The following is a 6,206-nucleotide window of genomic DNA, read 5'->3' on the forward strand; positions in this document are numbered from 1 at the left end:
CCTGCACTCCTGCCCCGCGCCCGGATGGTTTTTACCCCTCTAAACGCGATCCGGGCGCGGGGTCAGAAGGTGGGCAGGATCCGGACGTCGTCCGCCTTCACGAAGGCGATGCGGTGCCCGAACTGGATCTGCACGTACCGCGTCTTGCCCTTCACGACCACATGGTTCGCCGGGTCGAACGTCGTCGCCGAGAAGTACTCGGAGCCGACCACGTTGCCGAGCGAGTACCGCTGTCCGGCCGAGAACGTGTACGGCAGCGGCACGACCTGCTGTACCGGCACGTTCGCCGGATACGCCTCCGCCTCGGGGTACGCGCGCCCGAACACCGGGACGGTCGCCAGACCGGGCTTCGGCGTCACGACCAGGCCGAACGCCGGGCTCGTCGCGCGTGCGTCGCGGAACCAGCCCTTCTGGCCGAGATACCAGATCGCCGTCCAGCCGTCGCGCCGCTCGGCGACCACGTACCGCTGGCCGGTCTCCGCCCGGCTGCCGATGTCGGAGACGTCCATCGTGCTGGCCGAACCGTCCGGGCGCAGGCCGATGTCCTTGAGCAGCGGCGCCGCGTCGTTCGGCTCGCTGCGCAGCACCACCGAACCGGACCCCCTCGCCGGGCAGGGCTTTCCGCCGCCCTCGCAGCCGGTGAACGCGGGCCGGTTCGTGGCGAAGTCCGGCGTGATGGTCACCAGCGGCGAACCTGGACGGCCGAAGCCGGTCAGTGGCGCGCCCATCAGGTCGAAGTAGTGCGACCAGTCCCAGTACGGGCCCGGATCCCAGTGCATGCCCTTGATGGTCGACGGGATCGTGCCAGGGACGTTGTCGTGGCCGATGATGTGCGCGCGGTCGAGCGGGACGTCGTACTTCCGCGCGAGGTAGCCGACGAGCTTCGCGGAGGTGCGGTACATCGCCTCCGTGTACCAAGTGCCCTTCGCGGCGAAGCCCTCGTGCTCGATGCCGACGGATTTCGCGTTGACGTACCAGTTGCCCGCGTGCCAGGCGACGTCCTTGGTCGGCACGTGCTGCGCGATCTGGCCGTCGGACGAGCGGATCGTGTAGTGCCAGCTCACGTACGTCGGGTCCCGGACCAGGTCCATCGCCGTGTCCCAGTAGCCCTCGGTGTCGTGGATGACGATGTATTCGACCTTCTGGCTCTTCGGCCGGTCCGCCTTGTCGTGGTTGCCGTAGTCGTTGTTCGGCAGCTCCTGGTACGGCGCCGGGACCGAAAGGCACGAGACCTTCTTCGGGCATTCGGTTTTGGCGTCTTCGGTCTGTGCGCGTGCGGGGCTCACCGGCGTGGCGGCGAGGGTGACGTTCTGGCCGTCGTCGGTCTTGCGGCTGACGCCCTTGGAGATGGTGTCGAAGACTTCGTCGGCGAAGGAGCGGGCTCCCGCTTCGTCCTTCGCGCCGCTGTAGCGCGCGACGGCGGCGTGCCAGTCGCCGGCTTCGCGCTGGTACTTCGCCAGCAGAGCGGCGCCGCCGCGGATGTTCTGCGTGGTGTCCGTACGCAGCGTCGTGACGTTCTGGCCGATCAGCGCGGCCGCCTCGTCGATGGTCTGGAGACCTGGGGGAGGCGGCTTCGGCGCCGGGGTCACAGGGAGCTTCGGCTGGCGGGCTTCGTCGCCGCGTGGGTCCTCCCCGCCTTCGTCGTGATGCGTACCTGCGCCCGCTTCGCGCAGGTCGGTCAGGTGCATCGGGCCGTAACCGGCGGACGTGCTCGGGGTGCCGGCGTTGAAGTCCCAGCGCGACTCCAGGAAAGAGACGCCGAGCAGGACGTGCTCGGGGACGCCGAATTCCCGCGCGGCGGCCGCGAAGTCGCGTTGTCGCTGCTGATCCGCCGGAGCGGCTTCGGCGGGGACGGCGGCGAGGAGCCCGGCGGCGAGAGAGAGGACCGCGAGCCCGGCGGTCCGTTTGGACCGGCGCCGGAGCGGCTCGAGGGTGACGGGACGGAAGGGACGCGGCATGGGCGTATACCCCCAGTGACTAGGTCTGGCTGAACAGGACCGACCCCAATGGTCGGAACCTAACCAGAAACCCGCCCCTTCCGTAAGGTCCCCGCAGATCGCGATTAGGGGGCTAAACGCAGGTCGGTGGCAAGGTGGGGGCATGACTGGGGCGAAGGAGCTTCTGCGGGAGAAGGACCACGTCTTCCTCGACTTCGACGGTCCGGTGTGCGACGTGTTCGCCAGGTTTCCGGCGAGCGAGGTGGCGGACAGGCCAAGCGTCTCGTCGAACCCGATCTGCCCGCGGAGGTGAGAGCTTCCGCCGATCCGTTCGACGTGCTCCGGTACGCGGCCTCGTGCGGTCCGAACGCCGAGTACGTCGTGGAGCGGCAGCTCAGCCGGTTGGAAGGCGAGGCCGTCGCGCAGGTTTTGCCGGCTCCCGGCGTCGCGGAGGTGCTCCGCGAGTGGAGCGCGCAGGGGTTCACGGTGACGATCGTCAGCAACAACTCCGTCGACGCGATCAGGTCCTTCCTGGGGCTGCACGAACTCGCCGAGGACGTCCGCCGGATCAGCGCCCGGACGACGAGTGACCCCGCGCGCTTGAAGCCTCATCCGGCACTCCTCGAAGCCGCTGTGAAGGCTCTCGGTACTTCGCCTCGCCAGTGCGTGATGGTCGGGGACTCGGCCGCTGACGTCCTGGCCGCTCGCGCCGCCGGAGTCGCTTCGGTCGCTCTCGCGACGACGCCCGCCAAGCGCCGGACTCTCGCCGCCCTCGACCCCGATGCCCTGGTGCCCACCCTCGCCGACCTGCGTTTAGCCCCCTAATCGCGCTCCGGCCGCCGACCTGCGTTTAGCGGGCTAAACGCGATCCGCTGCCAGGAAGCCCAGGAAGAGCACCATGCCGACCAGGTTGTTGTTCATGAACGCCCGGAAATAGCCGTCCCGCTCGCGACTCGTGGTCAGCCTGCCCTGGTGGACGAACAACGCGCCCGCGACCACGACGGCGAGGTCGAACTCCCAGCCGAGCGAGCCCACACGGCCGACCACCACCATGAGCACCAGCATCGCGCCTTGCAGGACGCCGATGGCCAGCCTGTCGTGACGGCCGAACAGGATCGCCGTGGACTTCACGCCGATCTTCAGATCGTCGTCCCGGTCGACTGCGGCGTACTGGGTGTCGTACGCGACGACCCACAAGAGGTTGGCGAGAAACAGGAGCCAGCAAACCGGCGGCAGGGATCCCGCCGAGGCGGCGAAGGCCATCGGAATCGACCAGCCGAACGCCGCGCCCAGCACCACCTGCGGCAGATGCGTGTAGCGCTTCGCGAAGGGATACGCGCACGCCAGCGCCAGTGCCACCACCGAGAGCACGACCGTCAACAGGTTGAGCGTCGTGGCCACCAGGAAGGAAAGCAGCACCAGGACGCAGAACAGGCAGCGCGCCTCCGTGCCCGTCGCCGCGCCACCGGGCAGAGGACGATTCGCGGTGCGCTTGACGTGACCGTCGAATCCTCGATCCGCGTAGTCGTTCACCACGCAGCCCGCCGCGCGCATCAGCCACACCCCGGCGACGAAGGCGGCGACGATCCATGGCGACGGCGGACCGGCGATCCACAGCGCCCACAGCGTCGGCCAGAGCAGCAGCAGCGCGCCGATCGGCTTGTCCGCCCGCATCAGCCGCAGGTACACGGGCAGCTTGTTCCGCGCGAGGAGCGGCGACATCGTTTCTTCCCCTCCGGCATGCGTCGATCCGAAGGTAGGGGCGCATCGGCGTATGCGGTCCGAATTCGGCACTCGGAGCCAAGGGGCCCTGATCAGACGGGCACGCCCTGCGGGAAAAGGGCCGGTCAGGCGCTCGGAGACAAGGTGACCGGACCCTCCTTGCGAAGCTGGCACTCACATGGCTAGAGTGCTAATTGCACGGCCCGAACACGCCCCGGCACCCGCGACGGCGGGGGTGGTAGGAGCCGTAACTCATCCTGCCAACGCTTTCGACGACCGTGGAGGTCAACCCGGTGAGCGTGAACATCAAGCCGCTCGAGGACAAGATCGTTGTCCAGACGAGTGAGGCCGAGGAGACGACCGCTTCCGGCCTCGTCATCCCCGACACCGCCAAGGAGAAGCCCCAGGAGGGCAAGGTTCTGGCCGTTGGCCCGGGCCGCATCGACGACAAGGGCAACCGCGTCCCGCTCGACGTTTCCGTCGGCGACGTCGTCATCTACTCCAAGTACGGCGGCACCGAAGTGAAGTACAACGGCGAGGACTACTTGATCCTTTCCGCCCGCGACGTGCTGGCCGTCATCAACTGACGTCCGCTCTCAGCGCATGACGCCCCGGGCCCCGCATTGCCGGGGAACGGGGCGTTCGTGTTTCCCGAGCAGTAAGACTGGAAGGTAAGCGGAACAGGCATGCCCAAGCAGATCAGTTTCGACGAGGACGCTCGTCGCGCGCTCGAGCGCGGGGTGAACAAGCTCGCCGACGCGGTCAAGGTCACCCTCGGCCCGCGCGGTCGCCACGTCGTGCTCGACAAGAAGTTCGGTGGCCCGACCATCACCCTCGACGGTGTCACCGTCGCTCGCGAGATCGAGCTCGACGACCCGTTCGAGAACCTCGGCGCCCAGCTCGCCAAGAGCGTCGCCACCAAGACCAACGACGTCGCCGGTGACGGCACCACGACCGCGACCGTGCTCGCGCAGTCGCTGGTGAAGGTCGGCCTGCGCAACGTCGCCGCCGGTGCCAACCCGACCGCCGTCGGCCGCGGCATCGAGGCCGCCGCGGAGAAGGTCATCGCGGTCCTCAAGGAGAAGGCGACCCCGGTCAAGGGCCGCGACAACATCGCCCAGGTCGGCACCGTCACCTCGCGTGACGCGGCCATCGGCGCCCTGCTCGGCGAGGCCGTCGAGCGGGTCGGCGAAGACGGCGTCATCACGATCGAGGAGTCGTCCACGCTGGCGACCGAGCTCGTGATCACCGAGGGTGTGCAGTTCGACAAGGGTTTCCTGTCGGCGCACTTCGCGACCAACCCGGAGGAGCAGAAGGCGATCCTCGAGGACGCCTACATCCTGCTGGTCCGCGAGAAGATCTCGGCCCTGGCCGACCTGCTCCCGGTGCTGGAGAAGGTCGTCGAGGCGAAGAAGCCGCTGCTGATCATCGCCGAGGACGTCGACGGCGAGGCGCTGTCGACCCTCGTCGTGAACTCGCTGCGCAAGACGATCACCGCCGTCGCGGTCAAGGCGCCGTTCTTCGGTGACCGCCGCAAGGCGTTCCTGGACGACCTCGCGGTCGTCACCGGCGGCGAGGTCATCTCGGCCGAGATCGGGCACAAGCTGTCCGAGACCACGCTGGCCCAGCTGGGCAACGCGCGCCGGATCGTCGTCACCAAGGACGACACCACGCTCGTCGACGGTGCCGGCACCAAGGACGACATCGCCGGGCGCGTTTCGCAGATCCGCAAGGAGATCGAGAACACCGACTCCGACTGGGACCGCGAAAAGCTGCAGGAGCGGCTGGCGAAGCTCGGCGGCGGTGTCGCGGTGATCAAGGTCGGCGCGGCCACCGAGACCGAACTGAACGAGCGTAAGCACCGCATCGAGGACGCCGTGGCTTCGACCAAGGCGGCCGTCGAAGAGGGCATCCTGCCCGGCGGCGGCTCGGCGCTCGTGCACGCGGTCAAGGAGCTCGACGGCGGCCTCGGTCTCGAGGGCGACGAAGCGACCGGTGTGCGCATCGTCCGCGACGCGCTGTCCGCCCCGCTGTTCTGGATCGCGACCAACGCGGGCCACGAGGGCGCGGTCATCGTGAACAAGGTCCAGGAGCAGAACTGGGGGCACGGCTTCAACGCCGCCACCGGTGAGCTCACCGACCTGCTGGCCGCCGGCATCGTCGACCCGGTCAAGGTGACCCGGTCCGCGGTGGCGAACGCCGCTTCCATCGCCCGGCTCGTGCTCACGACGGAGAGCTCCGTCGTCGAGAAGCCGGCCGAAGAGGAGCCTGCCGCGGCCGGTCACGGCCACGCGCACTAGTTCCACCCCCGAAGCGGGGCGGTACTCCATCCGGAGTGCCGCCCCGCTTTGCTGTCCCGGCCCCGCCGGAGCGACTTTCGCGGGCTAACCGCGATCTGGGGCCCCTGCCGCCGACCTGCGTTTAGCCCCCTAATCGCGATCCGGGGCGGCGGGGAGCGCGACCGGGCGGACTCGACTTTCGCGGGCTAAACGCGATCCGGTGGGCGGGCGAGCGGGACCCGGGCAGATCGCGATTAGGGGGCTAAAC

At 68.8% G+C, this 6,206-nt stretch carries 6 protein-coding genes; 4 read left to right on the forward strand and 2 right to left on the reverse strand.

Annotated elements, in window-relative coordinates; translation table 11 throughout:
* Positions 1–62 precede the first annotated feature (62 nt).
* Positions 63–1,958 (reverse strand): N-acetylmuramoyl-L-alanine amidase, encoded by a 1,896-nt coding sequence (locus tag ACFWMR_RS42260; RefSeq protein ID WP_378382453.1) that lies wholly within the window; start codon positions 1,956–1,958, stop codon positions 63–65.
* Between the two features lie 142 nt (positions 1,959–2,100).
* On the opposite strand from ACFWMR_RS42260, the gene ACFWMR_RS42265 reads away from it, so the two are divergent.
* Both ACFWMR_RS42265 and ACFWMR_RS42270 read left to right on the forward strand, forming a co-directional pair.
* Positions 2,101–2,250 (forward strand): hypothetical protein, encoded by a 150-nt coding sequence (locus tag ACFWMR_RS42265; protein ID WP_378382454.1) that lies wholly within the window; start codon positions 2,101–2,103, stop codon positions 2,248–2,250.
* Positions 2,247–2,762 (forward strand): HAD family hydrolase, encoded by a 516-nt coding sequence (locus ACFWMR_RS42270; RefSeq protein ID WP_378382455.1) that lies wholly within the window; start codon positions 2,247–2,249, stop codon positions 2,760–2,762. The genes ACFWMR_RS42265 and ACFWMR_RS42270 overlap by 4 nt, the downstream gene beginning before the upstream one ends.
* Before the next feature lie 33 nt (positions 2,763–2,795).
* Here ACFWMR_RS42270 and ubiA read toward each other — a convergent pair whose 3' ends face one another.
* Entirely contained in the window at positions 2,796–3,659 is an 864-nt protein-coding gene (ubiA, locus tag ACFWMR_RS42275) for a 4-hydroxybenzoate octaprenyltransferase (protein WP_378382456.1), read from the reverse strand.
* A gap of 293 nt (positions 3,660–3,952) precedes the next feature.
* Between ubiA and groES the strand changes: the two genes are divergently transcribed.
* Both groES and groL read left to right on the forward strand, forming a co-directional pair.
* Positions 3,953–4,246: a co-chaperone GroES gene (gene groES, locus ACFWMR_RS42280; RefSeq protein WP_007031106.1), complete on the forward strand. Its 294-nt coding sequence runs from the start codon at positions 3,953–3,955 to the stop codon at positions 4,244–4,246.
* A gap of 99 nt (positions 4,247–4,345) precedes the next feature.
* On the forward strand, positions 4,346–5,959 hold the full coding sequence (gene groL / locus ACFWMR_RS42285) for a chaperonin GroEL (protein WP_093935082.1): 1,614 nt from the start codon (positions 4,346–4,348) through the stop codon (positions 5,957–5,959).
* The last annotated feature ends 247 nt before the right edge of the window (positions 5,960–6,206 follow it).

This window comes from Amycolatopsis thailandensis, assembly GCF_042723255.1.
Taxonomy (GTDB): domain Bacteria; phylum Actinomycetota; class Actinomycetes; order Mycobacteriales; family Pseudonocardiaceae; genus Amycolatopsis; species Amycolatopsis thailandensis.

Bases quoted from the DNA above. Each gene is read 5' to 3' on its own strand.
- ACFWMR_RS42265 (WP_378382454.1), top strand. From the start codon at position 2,101: ATGACTGGGGCGAAGGAGCTTCTGCGGGAGAAGGACCACGTCTTCCTC.
- ubiA (WP_378382456.1), bottom strand. From the start codon at position 3,659: ATGTCGCCGCTCCTCGCGCGGAACAAGCTGCCCGTGTACCTGCGGCTG.
- groL (WP_093935082.1), top strand. From the start codon at position 4,346: ATGCCCAAGCAGATCAGTTTCGACGAGGACGCTCGTCGCGCGCTCGAG.
- ACFWMR_RS42260 (WP_378382453.1), bottom strand. From the start codon at position 1,958: ATGCCGCGTCCCTTCCGTCCCGTCACCCTCGAGCCGCTCCGGCGCCGG.